Origin of the sequence: Hyphobacterium vulgare (assembly GCF_042643335.1) — a bacterium.
GTDB classification, from domain to species: domain Bacteria; phylum Pseudomonadota; class Alphaproteobacteria; order Caulobacterales; family Maricaulaceae; genus Hyphobacterium; species Hyphobacterium vulgare.
Genome location: NZ_JBHRSV010000028.1, coordinates 159,802 through 182,604, shown reverse-complemented (window position 1 = coordinate 182,604; position 22,803 = coordinate 159,802). Strand labels below are relative to the sequence as shown.

Below are 22,803 nucleotides of genomic sequence, written 5' to 3'. Positions count from 1 at the left end.
GTTAGCCCGCCGTTAAGCGAATAAGGTCCCCATGCCCCATTGGTATTGCAATGCGGGACGGGCCGATGACGCTCTCGATCGACGACCTTCTGAACCAGCCCGTGGAGCCGGCGAAGCGCGATGCGCACGATGCGGCATCCGGGGCGATCAACCCGAAAATTTCCGACGCGATCCGGAGCGCGCCCGTCAAGCAGCGTACCGCGCTTCGCAAGATGACCGCGAAGATGCAGCGGGCCATCAAGCTGTGCAACGAGGACCAGGCGCCAAAGGGCGCGCTCATCGCGCTCGACATCCTGCAGAACAATCCCGAGACCGCGATCGCCAACCACATCATGGGCGTGGCGATGGAAAAGATGGGCCGGTTGTCGCTGGCGCTCGACTTCTTCGAGCGCGCCTGGAAGATCAATCCCGAAAACCCCGACATCTACCAGTCGATGGCGATGACGGCGTGGAAGCTCGACATGCTGCCGGCGGCCGAGAAATTCCTGCGCATCTACTGTCAGCGCGCGCCGAACGATCCCAGCGGCCTCGTCAATCTGGGCGGTGTGCTGCGCGACCAGGGCCGGTTCGACGATGCGATCGAGGTTGTCCGCACCGGCATTTACGGCATGCCCGAGCACGCCGATCTGTGGAATGCGCTGGGCACGATCCTGCTGGAATCCGGCGATCCGGTGCAGGCCATCACCTTCTATTCCGAAGCGCTGCGGCTGGAGCCGGACTTTGCGCGCGCCTGGAACAATATCGCCTTCGCCCACGAATTGTGCGGCCAGACCGAGGACAGCATCAAGGCGTTCGAGATCGCGCTGAAGAATCCGGGGTCGCGCAGCGACGAGATGTCGATGCGCCACGGCTATTCACTGTCCCTGCTCGGGGCCGGGCGGATTGCGGAAGGCTGGGAGCAATACCAGGTCCGGCTGAACCCCGACTATCCCGATGCCACGCTGTTCACCTTCGACGAGGCACGCTGGGACGGGGCCGATCCCGAACAGATCCGCGGCAAGCGCCTGCTGCTGGTCGGCGAGCAGGGGCTTGGCGACGAGGTGATGTTCCTCAACACCCTGCCCGACGTGATCGAGGCGGTTGGCCCCGAGGGTGAGGTGCGCCTGGCGTGCGAGAAGCGGCTGGTGCCGCTGATCCAGCGCTCCTTCCCCGGCATCCTGGTCCGGCCACACGCATCCGCGCGGCTGGAGGGCCGTGACTGGCGGGTCGCGCCGCAGGCGATCAAGGATCTGCCGAAGCTCGACTACTGGACGCCGATCGGCAATCCGCTGCGCTGCTTCCGCAGGACGGCGGAGGCCTTCCCGGACCGCAAGGCGATCCTGACCGCCGACCCGGACGAGGTGAAGCACTGGCAGGACTGGCTGGCGACGCTCGGTCCCGGACCGAAGGTCGGCCTTCTGTGGAAGTCGCTGAAGATGACGGCGAAGCGGTCGAAATACTTCTCGGCCTTCGAGCGCTGGAAACCGGTCCTGACCACGCCGGGCGCGGTGTTTGTCAATCTCCAGTACGGCGACACAGCCGAGGACATCGCCTTCGCCGAGCGCGAGTTCGGCGTGAAAATCCACACACCGCCCGGTCTCGACCTGAAGCAGGACCTCGACCGGATCGCGGCGCTGGGCAAGGCGCTCGATGTCACGATCGGGCCGATGAATGCCTCGCTGAACCTCGCCTGCGCGGTCGGCGGTGAAGGCTGGATCATCGCCGGCCAGCACCGCAACTGGACGCTGCTCGGGACGGGGCGCAGCCCGTGGTATCCGACCTCGCGCCTGTTCACCTCGGAAGGCTTCGCCAACTGGACGGCGATCATGGCGGACGTAGCGGCGGCGCTGGCCGAACGGGTGAAGGAAAAGAAGGCGGCTTAAAACACTTCCATGGGGTCCCCATGAAAATGGGGGCCTGACTTTCGCACTCAAATTCGGATTCCCGATTTCGCGGGAACCCCGGGGTTCCGTTTTCCTTCACGCTCCCCGGTATCGCGTCGCGAAGACCGGCATTCCCCCCTCCGTCAGCTTCGCTGACACCTCCCCCGTAAACGGGGGAGGAAAACGGTTCGCGCTTTCCTGTCGCGTACCGGTTTCGGGGTCCCCGCATTTGCGGGGAAACGAAGACCGGGGTCTAAACGATCACGCAGATCTGGATCCCGGATCGGCTCCTGCCCCCGTGAATGCGGGGGTCGCCGTCCGGGAAACGTCAGAGAATGAGAAGTAGTGGCGGCTTTACCCCTCACTGGCGCTCCAACCTTTTCTCCTCCCCCAGTGGGGGAGGGATAAATGTCCTGCCGCCCGGTGCTTTACCCCGCCCCGAACCGCCCTATCCTGCATCGCAGCATCAGGAGGTCGCGCATGTGTTTCGAGCTTTGATCTGCTTTCGGTTGCTGACTTGGTAGCGGTATGGCAAGTTACGGAGAATACTTGCAGAAAGGCGATCTGGCTTATGATCGTATTGGCGGCATTCGCTCTGCAGCTCGTAGCCGACCCACCGCGCACCCTTGCTTCTGCTCTGGCCGGTTCGGGCGAAGCGTATATCCTCAATGTTCCGCAAACGCGTCTGCTCAGCCAAGGCCATGGAAGAATCGAACTCGAAGACCGGGTCATCGCGATTTTTCGCGACCGACCGAACCCAAATGACTCCGACACGTTTTGTCGCGCTGATGTCGAGATAAGCGGAAGCGGTATCACGAGAACCGCTCGCGCATTCCAGAACAGTCTCAATCGCGTCGAGCGGGTCGAACATCAAGGCCAGGTGTTCCTCATTGTCGTCAACTCCATCGCAGGATCCGGCGGGTTTTACTATGACCCCTCAGCCGGCGAGTTGCGTCCGGGTAGCTGTCAGTATCTTGTTGTTCCGGAAACTGGCGGCGATAGACCGCGAATCGACTTTCTAGACATTCCCGCCGATTCCAGGCGCGCGCACTGGCGCTCGTTGTTCGATATAGAGATCGTCGTGACGGGCCGCTGGTCGCAAGCGACACCATACCGCCTCGAAATCGCTTTCGATGGGCGAGAAAACTTCGATATCTTCGATGATGCCGACGATGAGTCCGCATTTGAATGCTTTGACAATCAAGGCTTTCGATACTGTTTCTTCAAATCCATTCATCGCACATATCAAATGATTGGTATGAGATTCAGCGATTCAGTTCGCTTTATTGTCGTTCGATATGACCTTTAGTCTGTATTCTACAGAAGTAATCGAGATCAACCCGTCCTCGTCGTGTCTGGAGTGGAAGCTGTGCACGAGGGCGGCTTTACCCCGCCCCGAACCGCCCTATCCTGCATCGCAGCATCAGGAGGTCGCGCATGCGTTTCGAGGGCACAAAGCACTATGTCGCCGACAATGAGCTCCAGGCGGCGGTCAATGCCGCGATCGCGCTGGAGCGGCCGCTGCTGGTGAAGGGCGAGCCGGGCACCGGCAAGACCGAGCTGGCGCGCCAGGTCGCGGCGGCGCTCGGTGCCCCGATGCTGGAATGGCATATCAAGTCGACCACCAAGGCCCATCAGGGCCTCTATGAGTACGACGCCGTGGCGCGCCTGCGCGACAGCCAGCTGGGTGACGACCGCGTTCACGACATCTCCAACTACATCCGCAAGGGCAAGCTATGGGAGGCGTTCACCAGCGCCGAGCGCCCGGTGCTGCTGATCGACGAGATCGACAAGGCCGATATCGAGTTTCCGAACGATCTCCTGCATGAGATCGACCGGATGGAATTCCATGTCTACGAGACCGGCGAGACGATCACCGCGAAACAGCGGCCGATCGTCATCATCACCTCGAACAATGAGAAGGAATTGCCGGACGCCTTCCTCAGGCGCTGCTTCTTCCATTACATCGCCTTCCCGGACGAGGCGACGATGCGGGCCATCGTCGAGGTTCACTTCCCGAACCTCAAAAGCCGCCTGCTCGCCGAGGCGCTGAAGCTGTTCTACGAGATCCGCGCTGTGCCGGGCGTGAAGAAGAAGCCCTCGACCAGCGAATTGCTCGACTGGCTGAAGCTGCTGCTGGTGGAAGACATCGACCCGGCGGTGCTGGCCGAACGCGATCCGCGCAAGCTGATCCCGCCGCTGCACGGCGCTCTGTTGAAGAACGAGCAGGACGTGATGCTGTTCGAGAAGCTGGCCTTCATGGCCCGCCGCAGCGGCGGACCGGGGGCAGGCCCGGGAGCGGTCTGAGTTGCTCGGCTTCGCGCTTGCCCTGATCGCAACCGATCCCCCTGCCCCGGCGTGCTTCCACAGCCGGAACGAGGCCGAAGCGCTCTTGCAACTCGATGAGGACGCCTTCGATCAGGACATGGAGGGCGGGTGGCGCATGATCGCCGGGCGGCATGACGGGGAATGCATGGTCGCGGCGGCCGAACTGATCCTCGACTATGTCGCTCGGCACAATGGTGCGCTTGAGCGCGGCTACCTCGCCCATTGGCATGCCGGGCAGATGTTCGGGATGGCTGGCGAAGGCGAGCGGGCCGTGGCGCAGTTGCAGCTTTCCTATCGCGACGGCGACGAGACCGGAATGCCCGCTGAAATCTGGAATCGCTATGTCGATGGCACGATCGCGTTTTTTGTGAACGACCGCCAAGCTCTGGAATTGGCTCGAAATTCGCTTCCGTCTGGCCCCCACACCAACCGCGACGTCCTGACCGGCTTGCTGAACTGTTTCGGCGAGCCCTATCGAGTCGCTTACAATCCGGCTTGCCGGACCGGGGCGGCCGAGTAGGCCCTAACCCATATCCTTCAACAGCGCTTCGGCGCGGTCGCGGATGATGCCGGCCAGTTCGTGGTAATCGCCTTCGCGCGGGCTGCCCTCGCGCCACAGCAGCACGATCTGGCGGCGCGCATCGGCATTGTCGAGCGCCAAGGCTGTGACGGCGCGGTCATTGCGGATTTCCGAACGCACATAGAGCGCCGGGAAAAGCGACACCCCCACCCCCATGCCGACCATCTGGCGGAGACCGTCAAGCGACGTGCCCTGATAGTCCTCGAGCAGACGCGCGCCGGCATCGCGCGCGAAGGTCCGCACAAGCTCTGACAGGCGATGGCCGTGCTCCAGCGTCAGCACATCCCGTCCCGCCAGGGCGTCCGGGCCGATTGCGCCCTGCCCCGACGCCGGGTCGTCACGCGCCACGCCGAGAAACAGCCGCTCCTCGATGAGCGGCAGGACGTGGAGGCCTTCCGGCCGGTAGGGCTTCACCGACAGGGCGACATCGTACTGGCCCGACCGCACCCCCTCTTCCAGCGCCTCGCCCGCGCCTTCGCGAACATAGAGGCGAAGCTCCGGATAGCGCTTGTGCAGTACCGGTACGACGTGCGGCATGAGATAGGGACCGAGCGTGGGAAGCGCGCCCAAACGCACCAACCCGCCGAGATTACCCGCCGCGGACCGCACGATGGCGTCGAGGCCGCGCACATCGGCGAGGATGCGCCGGGCCCGTTCGGCGACGCGTGCCCCCACCGGGGTCAGCCGCGCGCCGCGCCGGTCGCGGTCGAGCAGGCGGGCGCCGAGCCGGTATTCCAGCTGGGCGATCTGTTCCGACAATGCCGGCTGGCTGAGATTGAGCTTCTCGGAGGCGAGCCGGAACAGGCCGGTATCGGCCACGGCGATGAAGGCTTCCAGTTGCTTCAGCGTGGGTTGGGCCATGGGCGTTTCAATCCATTTTTCCGAACTAACTCCCAATATAATTCGATTGGACCGAATTCAAGCCGGGCCCCATATCGGGGATGTCGATTGAGGCCAAACACAAAAACAAGGCCCTCCCAACTGAAAGGACGCCGATCAAATGCTGAACCGATTTCTCTCCCTGCGACGCCGGCATGCCGCGCTCGACGCGGCGGTGGAAACCGAACAGGCCCGGCCCGCGCCGGACACGGTGACCCTGACCCGGATGAAGAAGGAAAAGCTCGCGGTAAAGGACGAGCTGGTCCTCGCCGCACGCAGCCGGGTCCGCCGCAAGCTGCGCCGGTCCAACCTGAAATTCCCGCTGCATGGCGTGTGAATGAACTGACGGAATAACAGCCCTTCGATGTCCCTCGAACCCCTCATCCCCCTGAAGGGCTGTCTGGCGGGGGCCGCACTTTCCGATCCCTCCGGGCGGCAGTGCGGCCCCCGTTTCTTTTGCGGAACCGGTCGCTGCGGCCGGCGTTCATTCCGGGAATCCCCGAAACACGAGGAGCCCCGCAATGACCGACATTTTCACCCGCATCAAACAGGACCACGACACCGCCCGCGACCTGATGCAGCAGATCAAGGACACGACCGGCCGCGCCGCCAAGACGCGCGCGGAATTGTTCGAGGCGTTCAAGCTCGACCTGTGGGCGCACCACAAGATCGAGGAGGCGACCTTCTACACCAAGCTTGAAACCAAGGGTGAGCGCGACGAATCCCTGGAGGCCAAGAACGAGCACCACATGGTCAATTCCATGCTGGAAGAGCTCGATACGATGGCCAAGGACACCCAGGAGTGGGGCCAGAAATTCCACGCCATGTGCGAGCTGATCGAGCACCACATGGACGAGGAGGAAGAGGAATTCTTCGCCCTCGGCCGCAAGGAATTTTCCAAGGAAGAGGCCGAAAAGCTGGGCGAACGGTTCGACGCCCGCAAGAAGGTCGTGGTTCCGGCGCTGGAGCGCGTGGACGGCTAGACCGTCGCCACATGTTCGCGCACGAGAAGCGGGCGTTGCCGGAGATGGCAGCGCCCGTTTTCTTTTCCGCGGTGCACACTATCCTCCAGGCCATGCTGCACCGCTTCTTTTCAGAGCTTCGCGCCGCCAAGATCCCCGTCACGACGCGGGAATATCTCACCCTGCTCGAAGCGCTGGAGAAGGGTGCGATTGATCCCGACATCGACCATTTCTATTCGGTCAGCCGCGCCGTCCTGGTGAAGGACGAGAAGAATTTCGACAAGTTCGACGCGGTGTTCGGCCATGTGTTCCAGGGCGTGGAGACGCTTGGCGCGCTGTTCGAGGAGAAGGAAATCCCGGACGAGTGGCTGCAGGCGATGATCGAGCGTCTTCTTACGGAGGAAGAGCGCGCGGCGATCGAGGCGTTATCCTTCGAGGAGCTGATGGAGACGCTGAAGAAGCGGCTCGAGGAACAGGAAAAGCGCCATGAGGGCGGGTCGAAATGGATCGGCACGGGCGGCACCTCGCCCTTCGGTCATTCGGGATACAACCCGTCCGGTGTTCGGATCGGCGGCCAGTCGCGCCACAAGAAGGCGGCGAAGGTCTGGGAGGAACGCCGTTACAAGGATCTCGATGGCGAGCGCGAACTCGGCACGCGCAATCTGAAGGTCGCGCTCCGCCGTCTCCGGAAATTCGCCCGCGACAGCGCGCAGGAAGAACTTGACCTGTCCAGCACGATCGACGCCACGGCGCGGCAGGGCTGGCTCGATGTGCGCATGCGCCCGGAACGGCGCAACGCGATCAAGGTGCTGTGCCTGTTCGATGTCGGCGGATCAATGGACCCGCATGTGCGGACCTGCGAGGAGCTGTTCTCCGCGGCGCGCGGCACGTTCAAGAATCTCGAATATTTCTACTTCCACAACTGCCCCTATGAGGGCGTGTGGCGGTCAAACCTGCGCCGGCGCGCCGAGACCGTGCCGACGATGGACCTGATCCACAAATACCCGCGCGACTGGAAGGTGATCATTGTCGGGGACGCCGCCATGGCACCCTACGAGATCACCCATGCCGGCGGGTCGGTGGAGGGCTGGAACGAGGAAGCCGGCGCGGTCTGGCTGAAACGCCTGGTCGACACATGGCCCGATCTGGTCTGGATCAATCCGGAACCGAAGAAGTGGTGGCAGCACACCTATTCGATCCGGCTGGTGCAGGAAATCGTCGGCGCGCACCGCATGTTCCCGCTAACGCTGGAAGGCGTCGACGCGGCGATGAAGGAGCTGGCGCGCTAGCGCTATTGCACCGTCCTGACCGCCACGTTCGTTCCGCCGCGCCGGACCCGCCCCGCATCCTCGAAGACGAAGAAGGTCCGGAAGCGCTCCGGTGCGAACTGGACCGGCCCGTGGGCGCGCAGGAAGACCGCAAAGGTCCGCGTCTGGTTCTGCGCGAAATTCACCGTGACGAAAGGCGTGCGCGCTGTGAGACAGACACCGGTTGCCGGATTGGTCTCGCACATCTCGACCTCCACGGGGAGGTTGCCCGCGCCGAGATCGGCCCGCAGCGTCACGTCGCCCGCGGTGCCGATATTGATCGCGGACAGAGCCACCGCCGTGCGGGCACCGTTGGACGGCATGTCGGCGACACCGGGCGTGGTGATCGTCGCGGCGATCGAAACGATGTCCGGTTGCGCCGTCGCCGAGGACGAGACGATCATCGAGTTGACACCCGAGCCGCGCGGCGCCGGATCGGAATTGTCGCAGTCGGCCACGGCAAACACTTCGGCACTGTCGGTCGCCGCGGCGAAATCGACCGAGAACACGAAAGTCGCCAACTGTCCCGCCGGAATGGAGAAGACCGGATTCATGCCGCCCACAGGCAGGTTCGTGGCCGGATTCGTGGCCTGGTAGCCAAAGCCAGCCGGAGACGCACTGCCATCACCCTGCTGCAGCGTGATGGAGCAATTCGTGGCTTCAGTACTGCCGGAATTGATGAAGCTGGCGAAGGCGGTCGCAGCCGTCCCGGTCGTCACCGAGCGGGCAAAGGGCAGAACCGCCCCGCCGAGCACCGCAGAAGGCGTGTCCCGGTCCTCGACCGTCACCGTCCAGCTCGTCTCGTGGGTCAGATCGGATGCCGGATCATTGCGGACCAGTTCGGTCACGTCGCGGACCGTTGCCGTGACCTGATAGGTGCCGGGGGCGAAATTGACGCCGTGGAAGGTGTAGCGCGACCCGTCTGCGGCGAAGCCGATCCCGTCATCGGCCGCCGTGGGGACCTGAACCACATTGCCGTCAACCCGCCAGGTCACGCCATAGGCCTGATCATCGATCGTTTTCGGGATCACGCTGAAGCGGATGCGGCCATTGCGCGTCATCGAAACCGCGCCCGGTGCCGGATTGGCTCCGTCGATTCCGGGAGCGGTGCGGTTGAACACCCGCACGAACTGCTCGGTGTTGATCTGCTCCATCGGGCGGTTGAGCGAATTCATCAGCGAGTTGAATGTCGGCCGCCAGACCTCGGTCGGGCAATAATGACCGCCTTGATACATGCCGGGCAGCGCATCGGCCGCCCCGGTTGTCGGGACCGGCGTCGCCGCATCGATCCACACCGACCAGGGCGAGGCTTCGCGCGTCGACTGCGCCGTGGTGTTGATCTCGCCTGGCGGGCCGTAAAGGCCGGGTTGCTGGGCGCAGATATTGGCGTCGACATATTCGTCGTCGAGGTTCGCGAAGGAGTGGCCGATCTCGTGCTGGAAAACCGACGGCGCGAACTGGTTGAGCGTCGTCGTGGCATAGAACCCGCCGCCACCGCCATAGTCCGTCGTATTCACGACGATCAGACGGATGTGGAAGCTGATGGTCGGATCGGCAGCCTGCAGAGCGGCGTTGGCGAGCTGGTTATTGGCGCACAGCAACCGGTCGATATTGAAGCAGCCAAGTTCCGATCCGAGCGCAGTGTCGACCGGATTGCCGGGACGACTGACCCCGCTCTGGTTCGACGCGATCTCCAGCCGGTAGACGTTGAAATGGTCCGCGTAACGCACATAGGGCGCACCGCCGAGCAGGAAGTCGCGAAACCCGTCCGCGGCTGTGCGGAAGGCGTCCATCTCGCCGGCGGTAAACCCGTCGGCCATGATGACATAATTGATCCGCGTGTCCGGGTCGCCGGTCAGGTGGATCGGAACGAGGGTCTGTGCGGAGGCAGAGGCCGCGCCGAACAGGGCCGCACCTGCGGCGAGCAGGGCGCGGATCATTGTGCCTCTCCCGCATTGATCGCCGCCACACCGAGTGTGCGCTCCGGCAGGTTTTCGGCCGGCCGGGCCGGCGCAATCACCTCCAGTCGCGCGGTCGCGGCGGGGAGTTCGAGCCAGATGTCGAGCGGTTGGGTTTCATCGACGTCGGAATAATTGGATCCGGCCCGGTGGGTGCCATCCTCATTCCAGCCTTCATAGCGAATGAAGCGATGGTCGCGGACATAGCCCTCGGCAATCACGGTGCCGGATGCGTCACGGGCGATGACCTGGACGAACTCGCCGGGCCAACCCAGCGGGACATCCTCGATCCGGTCGCCGCGCCCCCCAGGCTCCACGCCCACCTGCATGCCTTCGTCCGACAGCAGGACGGAGAAGAGGCGGGTCTGCCGGTCTGCTTCGCCGTCATGACGGACCGAGACAAAGACCGGGTCGGCGCGCAGCGCGCGCGCCGCGGCCTCACCGCCCTCGAGCCGGACGACGCCGTTGGCGGCGTCGACGAATTCGATATCGGCATCCGCACCGCGCAGGGTTTGCTCGATGTGTTGCCGGGCGGCGGCATCGGATGCAAATGCGCCGGGCGCGGTTCGCAATTCGATCGCGCCATCCGCCCAGGCGGATCCGCTGAACGCGGCGATCGCTGCCGCCAAAAACGCGTGTTTCATCGCTGCCCCCTGCCGGTCCGACGAGACAAAATAGACTGCTCCTGCGTGCGGCCAAGAGGGACTGCGTCCGCGCACACCGCCCGATCAGCCGGCCGAAGCGTCCGGCCGCCGCATCCACAGCATGACTGCGAGCGCGGCTGCCTCGTCTCGAAGTTCGACAATCGCGACTTCGGGTGTCAGCCACACGGGCCGGTGGTCCGGATCGATGTCACGGCGGGCCGGGCCAGTGGTTTCGACCGCGTAATAGGCCGATTGGTTGAGCCGCGGCTCGCCCTTCGCCGTGACGAGATACTGCCTCGTCCGCACCAGAAGGCGGTCGGGCTGGCAGGTCGAGCCGGTCTCCTCCTCGAATTCGCGGATCAGGGCGCCGGTCTCGGTCTCGCCGGTTTCGATCCGGCCGCCGGGCAGGTCGGTCCAGGTCTGTCCGGCGCGGCTGACGCGCACGCAGAGGATCCGGCCGTCGGGACCGGCCGCAACGCCGAAGGCGCAGGGGCGTTCGGCGTAACTCAGTTCGGGCTGTTTCTCACCAAAGGTGGGGATGCCGGTCGGGGCGGGCATGTGCTCTCTCGGCTGTCTCCCCGCGGGCGGGGCTAAAGCGCGGCGAGGTCCCGTTCCACACGGTGGAGCCAGGACCGCACCGCCGGGAAATCGTCGAGGTCGAACCCGCCCTCGTCCGCGACATGCGTGTAGGCATAAAGCGCGATGTCGGCGAGGGTGAGTTGGTCCGTGACGAAGTAATCGCGCGCAACGAGGCGAAGTTCCATGACGCCCAGCGCGCGGCGGCCCTTGTTCATCAGGAAGGGATCGATTTCCTCTTCGCGCTTCTTGAGAAAAGCCTTCTGGAAGCGGCGTACGGCGATGGCCGGTTCGTGGCTGTATTGTTCCCAGAATAGCCACTCCATCATCTTCGCGCGGTCGAACGCATCGTCCGGGATCAGGTCGGAGCCTTCAGCGAGGTAGAGCATGATGGCCGCCGACTGGGCGAGGATGCGCCCGTCCTCTCGCACCAGGCAGGGCACCTGGCCCGCCGGGTTGATCGAGAGAAACTCCTCGGTACGGGTGAAGCCGGAAGTCACGTCGACCTCGCGCCAATCGAACGGCACGCCGAGCCGTTCGGCCACCCAGCGGACCTTCCAGCAATTGCCACTGCGGGAGTCGCCATAGATCGTCACCGGTGCCGTCGTCATGCCCGTCTCTCCCGTGGAATCGCCTGCCCGCAGTCTAGGCTGCCGCCGGTACAATCCCAACACGAAGGCGGGTGCGGCAGCTCGTCCTTGGGCGAAGCGGTCCGGGACGCCTATAAGGCAACACCCGAGTCACATTGCCGGAGTTCGAACCGACATGCCCGTAGCGCCCGAAGACTGTCAGACCATGGCCGAGGTGAGAGACGGGGTCGATGCGCTCGACCGCCAGCTGGTGGCCCTGATCGCCGAACGCGCGCGCTACATGGAAGCCGCCGCGCGGATCAAGCCGGGACGCGACACGGTGCGCGACGACTGGCGCGTCAATGACGTGCTGACCAAGGTGAAGGCGGAAGCGGCAAAAGCGGGTCTGCCGGTCTCGATCGCCGAGCCCGTGTGGCGCGAACTGGTCGAGCGTTCGATCCAGTACGAATTCGAGGTCTGGGACCGCACGCGGGTGTGAACTTCCGATCGTTACTCCCCTCGCCCCCATTTGGGGGAGAGGGTGGTCCGAAGGACCGGGTGAGGGGGCAAACGCCTCACCGCGATTACGGAGCAGAACCCCTCATCCGCCCTGACGGGCACCTTCTCCCCTTCAAAAAGGGGAGAAGGGAGGTACCAAGTCGGCAATTCAGGTTCAGCCCAATACCCGCTTCATCTCCGCAAAGGCGCGGTTCGCGGCGGCGCGAACGTTGGCGACGGCGGCGGGCCAGCTGGCTTCGGTGGCATCTTCGGCGCGCTCGCAGGCCTCGGCCAGTTCGAAAGCCCCAACGCCTCGCGATGCGCCTTTCAGCGTGTGGGCAGCGGCGCGCCAGGCATTGGCGTCGTTCGCAGCCTGAAGAGCGCCGAGACAGCGCTCGGCCTGATCCTTCAGGAGGCCGAACAATTCCGCCTCGAGCGCGGCGTCGCCGGACGTGTATTGCGCCAGGTGATCGCGGTCGAAGACCGGAGCCGGGCCGTTGTGAATCAGGGTTTCCATGCGTGCAGGATAGCGCAGCGAGCGTTACGGTTTTCCTACACCGTCCGGAGGGGTGTCACCGGGCCGCGCTTGCCGCCCGCACCGGGCATGGTAAGCCTTTCGTCATGAGCCAGTTTGCCGACCTCATCGCGCCGTTCAGTGAAGACGAATTCTTCGCCGAGTATTACGGCAAGAAGCCGCTGCACATTCAGCGGCCGGGCGCTGACGTGTCGTCCATCCTGACCTGGGACAGTTTCAACGACGCGCTGGAACAGACGCCGTTCTGGACCGACCAGTCGCTGCGCATCGCCTTCAACAATCACCCGGCCCCGCCGGAGAGTTTCTGCACGCCGGTGGAAACACTGGAAGGCCACACGATCAACCGCGCCGACCCGGCGCGCGTGAAGGCGCTTGTCGGTGTCGGCGCAACCCTCGTCGCCAATCGCATTCACGAAGTCAGTCCCGGCGTGCGCCGCGCCGCGAAGGCGATCCACGACCGGACGCAGGCCGCGATCGCGGCGAATGTGTATTGCAGTTTCAAGGGCGTGCAGGCCTTTCAGAGCCATTACGACCTTCACGACGTCTTCGTGGTGCAGGTCGAAGGCGAAAAGACCTGGAATATCTGGACCGGCCGCGAGGACCGGCCGATCAGCCATGTCGGGCCCGGCGACGCCGGCGCGGCCTATCTGATGCGCCAGCGTGGCTCGCTGATGTGGCAGATCCGGATGAAGCCCGGCGACGTGCTCTACCTGCCGCGCGGCCAGTATCACGACGCGCTGGCGGAAGACGGGGCAACGCTGCACGTCACCTTTTCCATCGCCCCGCTGACGGGTTTCGTGTTGTTCGACATGCTGAAGGAGGAAGCGCGACATGACGCGCTGTTCCGCGACTACATCCCCAGCCACGACGTCGACCATGGCGGCGCGATGCGCGCGCATCTCGAACGCCTCGCCGACCGGATCCGCGAAATTGCCGCCTCGCCGCTGATCGCCGAGGAGATCGCCGGCAAACAACGCGAGAAGCGGATCGGTCTCGCCGGATACGGCCTGCCGGAAACCCGCGCGCCGCATTTCTACGCCGTGGCCGGGCTCGCCTGCGAGATGTCGCGGCGCGACGCGGGCTATGTCCTTGTCGGACCCGGCGGCGAGATCGCGCTCGGCGCGGCGCACCGGGCGGTCGACTGGCTGCTGCGCCAGCGGCAATTTTCCGAGGAGGAATTGATCGCCCGCTTCCCGCAGGCCGCACCCGAGCATCTGCAACAGCTGCTCGGGACGCTGGAAAGCCAAGGCTATGTCGAGCGCGCCGCCCTGCCCGGCCAGCGTTGAGGCCCGGGCCGTAACAGGCAATGCCGTACGGTCATCGGGTCACGGTATGCGAGGCAATGCCGGTCCTTCAGTGTCGGCATCCAGAGCCTCAACCTCGGCGAGGAAGTCTTCGAGGATGCCGTTGAACGCCTCGGCGTGTTCGATCATCACCGCGTGGCCCGCCCGCGCAACCGGCACGAAGCGCGACCCGGCAATCCCCTGGTGAACCCGGAATGCCCGTTCCGGCGAGATTGGGCGATCCTCGTCTCCCGACACAATCAGGGTCGGCATACGGATCGACGACAAAAGATGATCCACCGCCTCCCGGCTTGCCGATGCCGCGGCCGCGCGATGCAGCGACCGGGGCAGGCTGAGCAATTCCCTTCGCCAGCGCTCCCGGGCCGGCTTCGCAGCCGCATTGGCGAGATAGGTATCTCCGAACAGGATTTTCATCATCGGGCCAATGGCCACCCGCGTTCCGAACATCCGGACCAGTGCGATCAGAAGGCGGTAGCGGGGCAGATTGGCGGGTTCCTCCGCGTCGGCGCTTGGCCCGATCAGGGTCAGGGAGCGGACGATTTCAGGGCGCCAGGCCGCGAGCCGCAGGGCTATGAACGTGCCCATGGAGAAGGCCACCACATGGACCCGGCCAAGTTTCAGGCGGTCGATCACGGCCCCGGCGTCCTCGGCGAGCGAGTCGAGGTCCAACCGGTCCCGGGTCTTCTCGGATTGTCCCTGCCCGCGCAGGTCGAACGCGACCACGCGATGCGCCGCGGAAAACCGTGCGATCTGCGCCTCCCAGGACTGACTGGCCAGCATCAGACCGTGGATGAACAGGATCGGCGTACCGCTCCCGCCCGAGTCCGAGACGAACAGGTCGGCCCCGTTGATCGTAATCCGGGTCATCGTGTGGCCCCGGTCGGCAACGCACCCATGCCCGATTTCGTCGCAATCCGCATTCCGGTTTCCAGCGCTTGATGGGGAGCGGGCCGGCCTATCGGCCGCCACACGGCGAAAGCATAATTCACCGTGCGGTGACATATAGCACCGGCCGCCCGGTCAGCGTCAAGCCCGGCGGTCGGCGGACAGCGCCGCCGCGTGCGACGCGGCCATATCGAGGCCCGGTGACCGGAGGACGTTGTGACAGTCGGCACGGTCTAGGCGGAGCGATAGGCATCCCGCACGACACGGACCAGGGTTCGCTCAATGCGGTCCCACGTGGCCGGATCGGCTGTCGGAAGGCCGATCACATTGTCGGACGTCCGGCTCGCCAGAACGAGATAGCTGACCGACGCCACGATCAGGGCATTGACCGCCGGTGCATCAATGCCGGGCGGGGGCTGCAAGCTCCCCCTCACCGACGCCATCCAGGCACCGAGCGCCTGACCCCGCGCTTGGGACACGGTTCTGGCCAGCCCTGACGTATCCGTGAGTTCCCACAGGGTGGACTGCAGTGCGAGCGGTTCCGTCCGCAGGATCCGCAACAGGCGTAGTGCAAGCCCTTCCATGAGCTCGGCATAGCTTTCGGGCGTGCGATCCGGGGCGTCCTGCATCATCCGGTCCTGCCACCACACCGCCAGATGCCGGCCGAGCGCCTCAAGCAAGCCGTCAAGGCCGCCATAATATCGATAGATCAACTGCTTATCGACACCGGCCGATCGCGCGACCGCATTGATGCCGAAGCCCGCTGCGCCCGACTCGGCGAGAATCGAACGGGCGGCGTCGAGAATCCGAATCTCGGTCGCTGACCGATTTCGTGTCCGCTTTGGTTGTCGCCCGGTCAAAACCGTCCCGTACCTGAAGCCAAGTCTCGCTACGGGGATAGGCGGATAGGCCGACAACGGCAAGCCGGGCCGATCAGACTGGCGCGCTTGACACGTCACCGGCCGGTGATACGTAATGTCTCCTGTTGGTGACTTAGCACACTCCGACCGATCCGGTCACTCCGGACTTCATAAGGCGAAAGACGAATGACGCGCCGATCCCCCCTGCTGGCCACAGCGGCCATCGCCATGGCGATAGGCTTCAACCTGCCCTATGCCAACCTCACCCGAATCTACGATTATCCGGACATCCTGAGAAGTGATGCCGGAGAGGCGCTGACCCGGTTCGCTCAGGGCGGGGACGCCCTTATCCTGACCTGGCACGCCTTCGGCTGGTCGGCGCTTTTGCTGTTACCGCTTGCCATTGCGCTGTCCCTGACCGACGAAAATCGCCGCGAGTCCGAGACCCTGGCCATCGCTGCGGCAATATCCGGTGCGCTGTCCGGGGTGATCCAGGCCATGGGCCTTTGGCGCTGGGTATTCGTGATCCCGGCCCTCGCACGAGAACATGCAACCGGCGACGAAGCCGCACGGATCGCGGCTGAACGCGCATTCGACATTCTCAATGCCTATGGCGGAATCGCGATCGGCGAGCATCTCGGTCAGTGGCTGCTGGTCTTCTTCATCGTCTGCCTCGCGGCGCTTCAATGGCGCCTGCAGCGCAGACTGACCAGCGCGACCGGTTTTGCGACCGCGGCGCTGATTGCGATCGGAACGACGGAAGGCGTACTGGCTACCCAGGGGCAGGACGGCGAGCTGTTCTCGATCTTCACGATCGCCGGCTTTCTCGGCTTCACGCTCTGGCTGATACAAACCGGTCTGCATCATTTCGGCACGGCGGGGCGGCGCGAACGCGTTGCGGACCCGGCAGACCAGGGGCGGGACCCGCGGAGGCGGGCGTGACGCGCCACCCTGCCCGGGCGTGCATGACGGATTTGCATCAGCCCCCTTGCGCTTCGCCCATTTCCGCGTATTTTCCGCGCCCTTCCCGGCAGTCCTGCGGACTGGCATGACGGAAGCCCGGCGCGCCTATAGCTCAGTTGGTAGAGCAGCTGACTCTTAATCAGCGGGTCCAAGGTTCGAATCCTTGTGGGCGCACCAATTTTTTCTATCCTCTCTCACTCCGTTCGTTCGGGCGCGCCGTCGGCCCCCTCACCCCGATTGACCCCCCGAAACCGGCGCTGGAATGTCAGAGTTGGCTATTCGCGCTTGCGGGCCTGAAGGCCCGGTTCCCTGATCCTCTCGGCTGGACGCGCATCCGCCCCCACCGCCCTCGCTGATTGCCAATCCGGCTGGCATCGCCTATGCCGCGCGCGCTTCCCCGAAACGCGCATGCAGGACAGACACGATGAACCTCTCCGCCATTCCCGCCGGCCTCAACCCGCCCGACGATTTCTACATGATCGTGGAGGTTCCGCTCGGCGGCGACCCGGTGAAGTACGAGATGGAGAAGACGTCCGGCGCGGTCTTCGTCGACCGCTTCCTGCACACGCCGATGCGCTATCCGTGCAATTACGGCTTCATCCCGCACACGCTGTCGGACGATGGCGACCCGATCGACGTGCTCTGCCTCGGGCAGACCCAGTTGATCCCCGGCTGCGTCGTGCGCGCGCGCCCGATCGGCGTGCTGATGATGGAAGACGAGAGCGGGCTGGACGAGAAGATCCTCGCCGCCCCGCACAAGGCGCTGACGCCCTATTACGACCAGATCACCGACCACACCGACATCCTGCCGGCGCAGCTGGCGCGGATCACCCACTTCTTCGAGCACTACAAGGATCTCGAACCCGGCAAGTGGGTGAAGGTGCAGGGCTGGGAAGGCGCGGACAAGGCCCGCGAACTGATCGCCAAGGCGATCGAGGCGGCGAAGAAGGACGGCTAGTCCGGATTTTCCAAACCTCCGGTTGGGAACAACGCTCCGCCGCGCTAGGTTCTCCTTCAGAACCGACACGCCACAGGGAGTGACCCCATGCGCCTTGCCGTTTCCGCTTTCGCCCTCACCGCTTTCCTCGCGCCTGCCTCTCTGACTTCGGGCGCGTTCGCCCAGGACTTCTCCAGCGAACCCGCCGACGGCCAGATCCTGATCGAGGAATGGAGTGTCCCCTACCCGGACTCGCGTCCGCGCGACCCGTTCACCGCCGATGGCGAGACGGTGTGGTTCGTGGGTCAGCGCGGCGACTATCTCGCCTGGCTGGATACCGCGACGGGTGAATTCGAACAGGTTGCGCTGAACGAGGGCGACGGGCCGCACAACCAGATCGTCGGGCCGGATGGCGCGGTCTGGATCGCCGGGAACCGCGCGGCCTATATCGGCCGCTATGACCCGGAAACGGGCCAGATGCTGCGCATCGACATGCCTGACGGGCATCCGCGCGATCCCCATACGCTGATCTTCAACAATGACGGGACCGCGCTGTGGTTCTCCGCGCAGGGCGCCAACGTGATCGGCCGCCTGATCCCCGGCGAGTGGGCCGTCGATATCGTCGAGGTTCCGACCGAAGGTGCCCGCCCCTACGGCGTGACGGTCACACCGGACGGCAGGGTCTGGGTCGCCCTCCTCGGGACGAACAAGCTGGCCATGGTTGACCCCGAAACGCTGCAACTGACCGAGATCGTGCTGCCGCGCGAAACGGCGCGCCCACGCCGCATCGGCCATACCAGCGACGGACGGGTCTGGTATGTCGACTATGCTGACGGCTTCGTCGGCGTGTTCGATCCGGAAACCAATGCGGTCGAGGAATGGCCAGCCCCGGCCGGTGCGGACAGCGGCCCTTATGCGATGGCGGTCGACGGTCAGGACCGAATCTGGTTCGTGGAGACGGGCGTGGAGCCGAACAATTTCGTGGGCTTCGACCCGGCGAGCGAGACCTTCTTTTCGCAGACCCCGGTCCCGTCGGGCGGCGGCACGGTGCGCCACATGCAGTATTACGCACCGGACGGCGTGATCTGGTTCGGGGCCGACACGAATACGATCGGCCGCGCCGTCGTGGAGCCAGCGGAATAGGCATGCGCACGCTCGCCGCGATGCTGATGGCGGCGGGGCTTCCCGCAGTCAGCCTCGCCTATCCCGATGGCCCACCCTGGGGGCATGCCGGCGTGGATGGCGGCGAGGACTGCACGGCCTGCCACTTCCAGCATGACGCCGTGGCGCAGTCGCAATCAATCGTCATCGAGGGATTGCCCGGCCGCTACGAGGCCGGGCAGACCTATCCCTTGACGGTGCGGGTCGTCGACAGCGGCGAAACGAACGGCTTCGAACTGGCCGCGACGGCTGGCAGGTTCGAACGCATCGATCCAGCCGCCGCCGTCAACGGGGGCGCAGCGCATTCGGTCGAAACCGGCGCGTCATGGCAGGTTGTCTGGATCGCCCCGCAGGAAATCGGCGGGCCGGTGCGTTTCTGGCTGGCGGTCAATATCGCCAATGGCGACGAGAGCGAGTTCGGCGACCGCATCCACCTGAAAAACTGGGAAATCGCCGGCTAGGCGGCGATCCAGCGGCGCGCCTCGACCGGGCATCGGAACAGTTCGACCTCGACATGTTCCGCCGTCAGATAGTCGTGCGCGAAATCACCGTGCGGGCGGGCCGAATCCGGCAGGATCAGTGCCATGCGCAGATCGCCGTGCGTCGCCGTGAGCAGCTGGTCGAGGATGAAGGTCATGTCCGCGATGGAGACCTGGACATTCGCTGCGACCATGTCGACGAGCAGGCGCTGGCAGTCATTGGCGGCGAGTTCGCCGGTAATCCGGCGGATTGCGTCGCGCATGCTGTCGCGCGTCACGGCGTCTTGCGAACAGGAGACAACGGCCCCCAAAGCGGGGTCGAACTCGATCTTGGCAGCCATACGAATACTGGGGGGGTGGCTTCTATGGAGGACCGCGTCTAAGGCTCACCTCCTGATGCGGCAACCGTGCCAACTGCCATTCCTGACAAGTGGTTCAGAGTTCAACTGCATTGACCCCGCACACCGCTGCGCATTGAATGAAACCGCAAGGCGAGGGAGACCGGCGCATGACGAAGCGAGCCGACTGGATCTGGATGGACGGCGCGCTGAAGCGCTGGGAAGACGCGACAGTCCACGTCATGTCGCACGCCCTGCACTACGGATCCTCCGTGTTCGAGGGCATCCGCGTCTATGACACGCCGAACGGCCCGGCGGTCTTCCGGCTGATGGATCATGTCAAACGGCTGTTCAACTCGGCGAAGGTTTACCGGATCGGGATCGAACATACGCCGCAGGCCGTGTTCGACGCCTGTGTCGAGACCTCGCGCGCCAACGGGCTGAAGGCCGGCTATATCCGCCCGCTCGCCTTCCGCGGCGCGGGCCCGATCGGCGTCTCGGCGATGGATACGCCGATCCACACCATCATCGCCGCCTTTCCCTGGGGCGCCTATCTCGGCGAGGACGGGCTGAAGAATGGCGTCGATGTCTGCGTGTCGTCCTGGCGGCGGCTGGCACCGGGTACGGTCCCGCCGGGCATCAAGGCCGGAGGCAATTACCTGTCCTCGATGCTGATCACCTATGAGGCGAAGGAACGCGGTTTCCATGAAGGCATCGGACTCGGCACGGACGGACTCTTGTCCGAGGGTGCGGGCGAGAATCTGTTCCTGGTGCAGGATGGCGCGATCTATACGCCGCCCTTCTCGGCCTCGATCCTGAAAGGGATCACCCGCGCCACGATCATCACGCTGGCGCGGCGGATGGGCTATACCGTCATCGAGCAGACCCTGCCCCGCGAAGCGCTCTATTCCGCCGATGAAGCCTTCTTCACCGGCACCGCTGTCGAAGTCACGCCGATCCGCAGCGTCGACGGCATGGCGGTGGGCAATGGTGACCGTCCGGTAACCCGCGCGCTGCAGGATGCGTTCTTCGGTCTGTTCACCGGAAAGACCGAAGCCGAAGACGGGTGGCTGACCCCCGTCCCGGCGCAGCAGGATTGACGCAGCGCAGCAAACGGACGCATCTAGTGGCGATGACTGACCTCACCGAATTCCGAAGCCAGGTTGGCAAGAACTTCACATCGGACTGGATGCAGATCGACCAGGACCGGGTGAATGCGTTCGCCGACATCACGATCGACCACAATTTCATCCATATCGATGCCGAGCGCACGAAGCGCGAAACGCCGTTCAGCGGAACGATCGCGCACGGCTTTCTCAGCCTGTCGATGCTGTCCTATTTCGGCGCGCAATGCCTGCCGGTGTTCCCGGCCGGCTTCGTACCGGTGAATTACGGGTTCGAGTCGGTGCGCTTTGCGGCCCCGGTGCCGGTCGGCACCCGGATCCGCGGCGTGTTTACCTTCAAGTCGCTCGAGGAGCGCAAGCCGGGCCAGTTCCTGCTGACATTCGACGTCCGGGTCGAGATCGAGAATTCGACCCGCCCGGCGCTGCGTGCGGAATGGCTGTCGATGATGCTGGCGCAGGCCTGAGCGTCCGCTAGCGGATATCCCCGCCCTCGGAGAGCAACGCCTCGGCGCGGGCCTGAAGCCGGATCAGCAGGGATTTGAGCACCGCGATCTCGTCCGGCGTCATGTCCTCCAGCAATATCTGCTCGAAGGTCAGGGCGACCGGTGCCACGGTTTCGTAGATTTCCCGGCCTTTTTCCGTGAGCCGGATATGGGTGGAGCGGCCATCCGTCTTGTGGCGGGTGCGCGCGACAAAGCCCTTCTCGTCGAGCCCGCGCACGGCGCGGGAGACGGTCACCTTGTCCATCGCCGTGGCTTCGACGAGTTCCTGCGCGGTCTTCGGCTCGACATTGCCCAGCACGGCAAGAATGCGCCATTCCCACAGCGTGATGTCGAACCGGTCCTGATAGGCGCGCGAGACGAGCGCGCTGGTCCGGTTGGACGCGACCGACAGCCGGTAGGGCAGGTAATCTGCCAGATCCAGCGCCGGCGCGTCGTCCGCGCCGGTCCCGCCCTGCGGTGTCCCCCGCGCCGAAGCCATGGCGCCTAGTCGGTTTCCGCCAGAACGCCGCGGCGGATCTGGTCGAGCTCGATGGATTCGAACAGGGCTTTGAAATTGCCCTCGCCGAAGCCTTCATTGCCCTTGCGCTGGATGATCTCGAAGAAGACCGGGCCGATTACCGTGACGGTGAAGATCTGCAACAGCAGGCCCTGACCGTTTTCCGGGTCGCCATCGACCAGGATGCGGCGCTTCTTCAGCTCCGCGACCGGCTCGCCATGGTTCGGCACGCGCGCATCAATCAGCTCGTAATAGGTTTCCGGCGTGTCCTGGAAGACGATGCCGTTTGCGCGCAGCTGGTCGACCGTCTTGTAGATGTCCGGCGTCGTCAGGGCGATGTGTTGAATGCCTTCGCCGTTGTATTCCTTCAGGAATTCCGCGATCTGCGAGGTGTCGTCCTGGCTCTCGTTCAGCGGGATGCGCAGCTTGCCGCACGGGCCGGTCATCGCCTTCGAGAACAGGCCGGTATGCTTGCCCTTGATGTCGAAATAGCGGATCTCGCGGAAGTTGAAGATGTCCTCGTAGAACTTCGCCCAGACCGCCATCTGGCCCTTGTCGACATTATGGGTCAGGTGATCGAGGATCTGCAGGCCGACGCCGCCGTCATCCGTCTCGCCGGTCGCTTCGAAATCGTCCTCGTAGATCGACTCGTCGCCATATTTGTCGACGAAATAGAGCACCGAGCCGCCAATGCCCTTGATCGCCGGGATGCGGTCGGGATCGGACCAGATGCCCTCGCCGAACGGCTCGCCGCCCTTCTTCAGGGCTTCGGCGTAGGCGAATTTCGCGTCCTTCACGCGGAAGGCCATGGCGTTCGCCGAGGGGCCGTGCAGCTTGCCGAATTCCCCGGCCTGGCCGCCCTTCTCGCGGTTGAGTAGCAGGTTGATATCGCCCTGCTTGAAACGGAGGATGTCCTTCGTCTTGTGTTTCGCGACGCAAGCGAAGCCGAGCTGGCGGAACAGGGTTTCGAGGGCTTTCGGATCGGGTCCGGTGAACTCGACAAACTCGAAGCCGTCGGTGCCAAGCGGATTTTCGAAGGTCTGCGGCATGTCGCG

General features: G+C 64.5%; 26 protein-coding genes and 1 tRNA gene. 16 read left to right on the top strand and 11 right to left on the bottom strand.

Going from position 1 to position 22,803, the window contains the following annotated elements; all coding sequences use genetic code 11:
- Positions 1 to 65: 65 nt before the first annotated feature.
- The 4 genes from ACFOOR_RS13285 to ACFOOR_RS13270 all read left to right on the top strand — a co-directional run bounded on the left by ACFOOR_RS13285 (position 66) and on the right by ACFOOR_RS13270 (position 4,710).
- Positions 66 to 1,862 carry a tetratricopeptide repeat protein gene (locus ACFOOR_RS13285; protein ID WP_343163073.1) on the top strand — a complete coding sequence of 599 codons (1,797 nt, stop codon included), beginning with the start codon at positions 66 to 68 and terminating at the stop codon, positions 1,860 to 1,862.
- 571 nt (positions 1,863 to 2,433) lie between these two features.
- Entirely contained in the window at positions 2,434 to 3,171 is a 738-nt protein-coding gene (locus tag ACFOOR_RS13280; protein ID WP_343163072.1) for a hypothetical protein, read from the top strand.
- Positions 3,172 to 3,299: 128 nt separating this feature from the next.
- On the top strand, positions 3,300 to 4,169 hold the full coding sequence (locus ACFOOR_RS13275) for an AAA family ATPase (RefSeq protein ID WP_343163071.1): 870 nt from the start codon (positions 3,300 to 3,302) through the stop codon (positions 4,167 to 4,169).
- A 1-nt stretch (position 4,170) separates the two neighbouring features.
- A complete protein-coding gene (locus ACFOOR_RS13270) occupies positions 4,171 to 4,710 on the top strand; it encodes a hypothetical protein (RefSeq protein ID WP_343163070.1) in 540 nt (179 codons plus the stop codon).
- 3 nt (positions 4,711 to 4,713) lie between these two features.
- Here the strand turns inward: ACFOOR_RS13270 and ACFOOR_RS13265 are convergent, their stop codons facing one another.
- A complete protein-coding gene (locus ACFOOR_RS13265) occupies positions 4,714 to 5,631 on the bottom strand; it encodes a hydrogen peroxide-inducible genes activator (protein ID WP_343163069.1) in 918 nt (305 codons plus the stop codon).
- A 139-nt stretch (positions 5,632 to 5,770) separates the two neighbouring features.
- Between ACFOOR_RS13265 and ACFOOR_RS13260 the strand changes: the two genes are divergently transcribed.
- The 3 genes from ACFOOR_RS13260 (at position 5,771) to ACFOOR_RS13250 (ending at position 7,900) form a co-directional block, all read left to right on the top strand.
- Complete coding sequence (locus ACFOOR_RS13260; protein ID WP_343163068.1) at positions 5,771 to 5,986, top strand: YdcH family protein; 216 nt, start codon at positions 5,771 to 5,773, stop codon at positions 5,984 to 5,986.
- A gap of 184 nt (positions 5,987 to 6,170) precedes the next feature.
- Entirely contained in the window at positions 6,171 to 6,632 is a 462-nt protein-coding gene (locus tag ACFOOR_RS13255; protein WP_343163067.1) for a hemerythrin domain-containing protein, read from the top strand.
- A 92-nt stretch (positions 6,633 to 6,724) separates the two neighbouring features.
- Positions 6,725 to 7,900, top strand: a complete 1,176-nt coding sequence (locus ACFOOR_RS13250) for a vWA domain-containing protein (protein WP_343163369.1) — start codon at positions 6,725 to 6,727, stop codon at positions 7,898 to 7,900.
- Positions 7,901 to 7,902: 2 nt separating this feature from the next.
- Here the strand turns inward: ACFOOR_RS13250 and ACFOOR_RS13245 are convergent, their stop codons facing one another.
- The 4 genes from ACFOOR_RS13245 to ACFOOR_RS13230 all read right to left on the bottom strand — a co-directional run bounded on the left by ACFOOR_RS13245 (position 7,903) and on the right by ACFOOR_RS13230 (position 11,707).
- Positions 7,903 to 9,858, bottom strand: a complete 1,956-nt coding sequence (locus ACFOOR_RS13245; RefSeq protein WP_343163066.1) for a M64 family metallopeptidase — start codon at positions 9,856 to 9,858, stop codon at positions 7,903 to 7,905.
- The gene (locus ACFOOR_RS13240) at positions 9,855 to 10,520 is read right to left on the bottom strand and encodes a hypothetical protein (protein WP_343163065.1); all 666 of its coding nucleotides are present in this window, start codon (positions 10,518 to 10,520) and stop codon (positions 9,855 to 9,857) included. The genes ACFOOR_RS13245 and ACFOOR_RS13240 overlap by 4 nt, the downstream gene beginning before the upstream one ends.
- Positions 10,521 to 10,604: 84 nt before the next feature.
- Positions 10,605 to 11,078 carry an NUDIX domain-containing protein gene (locus ACFOOR_RS13235; protein WP_343163064.1) on the bottom strand — a complete coding sequence of 158 codons (474 nt, stop codon included), beginning with the start codon at positions 11,076 to 11,078 and terminating at the stop codon, positions 10,605 to 10,607.
- Positions 11,079 to 11,110: 32 nt separating this feature from the next.
- Positions 11,111 to 11,707 carry a glutathione S-transferase family protein gene (locus tag ACFOOR_RS13230; RefSeq protein WP_343163063.1) on the bottom strand — a complete coding sequence of 199 codons (597 nt, stop codon included), beginning with the start codon at positions 11,705 to 11,707 and terminating at the stop codon, positions 11,111 to 11,113.
- 154 nt (positions 11,708 to 11,861) lie between these two features.
- Here ACFOOR_RS13230 and ACFOOR_RS13225 point away from each other — a divergent pair, with 154 nt between their 5' ends.
- Positions 11,862 to 12,164 carry a chorismate mutase gene (locus ACFOOR_RS13225; RefSeq protein ID WP_343163062.1) on the top strand — a complete coding sequence of 101 codons (303 nt, stop codon included), beginning with the start codon at positions 11,862 to 11,864 and terminating at the stop codon, positions 12,162 to 12,164.
- A gap of 174 nt (positions 12,165 to 12,338) precedes the next feature.
- On the opposite strand, the gene ACFOOR_RS13220 is transcribed toward ACFOOR_RS13225, so the two are convergent.
- Positions 12,339 to 12,680, bottom strand: a complete 342-nt coding sequence (locus ACFOOR_RS13220; protein ID WP_343163061.1) for an Hpt domain-containing protein — start codon at positions 12,678 to 12,680, stop codon at positions 12,339 to 12,341.
- Between the two features lie 104 nt (positions 12,681 to 12,784).
- On the opposite strand from ACFOOR_RS13220, the gene ACFOOR_RS13215 reads away from it, so the two are divergent.
- Positions 12,785 to 13,984, top strand: a complete 1,200-nt coding sequence (locus tag ACFOOR_RS13215) for a JmjC domain-containing protein (protein WP_343163060.1) — start codon at positions 12,785 to 12,787, stop codon at positions 13,982 to 13,984.
- A gap of 39 nt (positions 13,985 to 14,023) precedes the next feature.
- On the opposite strand, the gene ACFOOR_RS13210 is transcribed toward ACFOOR_RS13215, so the two are convergent.
- The gene (locus ACFOOR_RS13210) at positions 14,024 to 14,869 is read right to left on the bottom strand and encodes an alpha/beta fold hydrolase (RefSeq protein WP_343163059.1); all 846 of its coding nucleotides are present in this window, start codon (positions 14,867 to 14,869) and stop codon (positions 14,024 to 14,026) included.
- Positions 14,870 to 15,120: 251 nt separating this feature from the next.
- Positions 15,121 to 15,846, bottom strand: coding sequence for a TetR/AcrR family transcriptional regulator (locus tag ACFOOR_RS13205; RefSeq protein ID WP_343163058.1), 726 nt, complete (start codon positions 15,844 to 15,846; stop codon positions 15,121 to 15,123).
- An 87-nt stretch (positions 15,847 to 15,933) separates the two neighbouring features.
- Between ACFOOR_RS13205 and ACFOOR_RS13200 the strand changes: the two genes are divergently transcribed.
- The 5 genes from ACFOOR_RS13200 (at position 15,934) to ACFOOR_RS13180 (ending at position 19,269) form a co-directional block, all read left to right on the top strand.
- Positions 15,934 to 16,689: a DUF4386 family protein gene (locus ACFOOR_RS13200; protein ID WP_343163057.1), complete on the top strand. Its 756-nt coding sequence runs from the start codon at positions 15,934 to 15,936 to the stop codon at positions 16,687 to 16,689.
- Between the two features lie 122 nt (positions 16,690 to 16,811).
- A tRNA-Lys gene (locus tag ACFOOR_RS13195) sits at positions 16,812 to 16,887 on the top strand.
- Between the two features lie 247 nt (positions 16,888 to 17,134).
- Positions 17,135 to 17,668, top strand: coding sequence for an inorganic diphosphatase (gene ppa, locus ACFOOR_RS13190; protein WP_343163056.1), 534 nt, complete (start codon positions 17,135 to 17,137; stop codon positions 17,666 to 17,668).
- An 87-nt stretch (positions 17,669 to 17,755) separates the two neighbouring features.
- On the top strand, positions 17,756 to 18,790 hold the full coding sequence (locus ACFOOR_RS13185; RefSeq protein ID WP_343163055.1) for a Vgb family protein: 1,035 nt from the start codon (positions 17,756 to 17,758) through the stop codon (positions 18,788 to 18,790).
- A 2-nt stretch (positions 18,791 to 18,792) separates the two neighbouring features.
- Positions 18,793 to 19,269, top strand: a complete 477-nt coding sequence (locus ACFOOR_RS13180) for a choice-of-anchor V domain-containing protein (RefSeq protein ID WP_343163054.1) — start codon at positions 18,793 to 18,795, stop codon at positions 19,267 to 19,269.
- Here the strand turns inward: ACFOOR_RS13180 and ACFOOR_RS13175 are convergent.
- Entirely contained in the window at positions 19,266 to 19,628 is a 363-nt protein-coding gene (locus ACFOOR_RS13175; RefSeq protein ID WP_343163053.1) for a hypothetical protein, read from the bottom strand. The genes ACFOOR_RS13180 and ACFOOR_RS13175 overlap by 4 nt on opposite strands.
- Before the next feature lie 167 nt (positions 19,629 to 19,795).
- Here ACFOOR_RS13175 and ACFOOR_RS13170 point away from each other — a divergent pair, with 167 nt between their 5' ends.
- Positions 19,796 to 20,725, top strand: a complete 930-nt coding sequence (locus ACFOOR_RS13170) for a branched-chain amino acid transaminase (RefSeq protein WP_343163052.1) — start codon at positions 19,796 to 19,798, stop codon at positions 20,723 to 20,725.
- 32 nt (positions 20,726 to 20,757) lie between these two features.
- Positions 20,758 to 21,213 (top strand): MaoC family dehydratase, encoded by a 456-nt coding sequence (locus tag ACFOOR_RS13165; RefSeq protein ID WP_343163051.1) that lies wholly within the window; start codon positions 20,758 to 20,760, stop codon positions 21,211 to 21,213.
- A gap of 7 nt (positions 21,214 to 21,220) precedes the next feature.
- On the opposite strand, the gene ACFOOR_RS13160 is transcribed toward ACFOOR_RS13165, so the two are convergent.
- Complete coding sequence (locus tag ACFOOR_RS13160) at positions 21,221 to 21,730, bottom strand: MarR family winged helix-turn-helix transcriptional regulator (RefSeq protein ID WP_343163050.1); 510 nt, start codon at positions 21,728 to 21,730, stop codon at positions 21,221 to 21,223.
- 5 nt (positions 21,731 to 21,735) lie between these two features.
- The gene (hppD, locus tag ACFOOR_RS13155; RefSeq protein ID WP_343163049.1) at positions 21,736 to 22,797 is read right to left on the bottom strand and encodes a 4-hydroxyphenylpyruvate dioxygenase; all 1,062 of its coding nucleotides are present in this window, start codon (positions 22,795 to 22,797) and stop codon (positions 21,736 to 21,738) included.
- Between the last annotated feature and the right edge of the window lie 6 nt (positions 22,798 to 22,803).